We start from the raw sequence: 1404 nt of genomic DNA on the forward strand, positions 1-1404 counted from the left end.
ATCATCTAATTGACCAATAGAAGTACTCGCAGCAGCATTATCTGTTACACTTAGTGCATCAACTGTTAATGCTGTACTGTCCATTGCACTAATAGAGAAGCTGATAGTTTGGCCATCATTTGCTCCTACTTGTAGTGTTGCAGTAAAGTTACCATCTAATAGGTTTTGCGTGTTGAACTCAGTTGTATCAGAGATACGATCAATTTCTTCTTTCAATTGATCAAGTTCTGTTTGGATTTGTGTTCTGTCGTCAGTAGTATTTGTATCGTTACCACCTTGTACAGCTAACTCACGCATACGTTGTAGGATTGCGTGTGTTTCGTTTAATGCACCTTCAGCTGTTTGGATTAAAGAGATACCGTCTTGTGAGTTACGTGATGCTGCATCCAATCCACGGATTTGTCCACGCATTTTTTCAGAGATTGCTAGACCAGCAGCGTCATCACCAGCACGGTTGATACGTTGACCTGAAGACAATTTCTCCATTGATTTAGATTGAGCAGTTGTTGCAGAGCTCAATTGACGATAAGTGTTTAATGCAGCAATATTGTGGTTAATTCTCATTGTAATTTTTCCTCCTTGAATTTTGTGTCCACATCCTTGTGGACGTTCTAATTTAGACTCAGGGAAAATATGCTCTCCCTGCTCTACTATATATATCGGCAAAACAATTTGTTATTTAACCCTTTTTTTATTTTAAATTGTTTCTTATTGGTATAATGGAAAACTTGTTGCATTTATAGCTATCTTTTTCGACAAATCATAACCTTAAAAGGTTTAGCTATTAATAGAAATAAAAAAGGATTGCCTATAACTAAGCAATCCTTTTTCTAAAATTATTGAAGTAATTGCAACACACCTTGCGGCTGTTGGTTTGCTTGTGCAAGCATTGATTGAGCCGCTTGTGCAAGAATAGAGTTCTTCGTTTGAGTCATCATTTCTTTCGCCATGTCTACGTCACGAACGCGAGATTCAGCTGCTGTCAAGTTTTCAGATGATGTATCCAAGTTTGTAATCGTGTGTTCTAAACGATTTTGCAATGCCCCTAAATTTGAGCGTTGTGTTGATACTGCTTTAATTGCTGTGTCCAATTTATCGATAGAAGTACTTGCAGCAGCATTATCCGTTACACTTAGTGCATCAACTGTTAAGTTAGCGCTGTCCATTGCACTGATAGAGAAACTGATAGTTTGTCCATCATTTGCTCCTACTTGTAGCGTTGCTGTGAATGTACCATCTAGTAAGTTTTGAGTATTAAATTCTGTTGTTTCTGAAATACGATCGATTTCATTTTTCAATTGATCAATTTCTGTTTGGATTTGCGTTCTGTCATCAGTAGTGTTTGTATCGTTACCACCTTGTACAGCTAGCTCACGCATACGTTGTAGAATTGCATGTGTTTCG

Annotated in this window: 2 protein-coding genes; both read right to left on the reverse strand. The window is 37.6% G+C overall.

The features are described from left to right. A partial coding sequence (locus LXM54_RS27620; RefSeq protein WP_233319547.1) for a flagellin N-terminal helical domain-containing protein occupies nucleotides 1-564 on the reverse strand: 564 nt, incomplete at its 3' end. Between the two features lie 272 nt (nucleotides 565-836). Further along, nucleotides 837-1404, reverse strand: a 568-nt coding sequence (locus tag LXM54_RS27625) for a flagellin (protein ID WP_233319549.1), incomplete at its 5' end; no start/stop codon positions are given.

It is taken from the genome of Bacillus sp. Au-Bac7, assembly GCF_021341655.1.
Classification (GTDB): Bacteria; Bacillota; Bacilli; order Bacillales; family Cytobacillaceae; genus Niallia.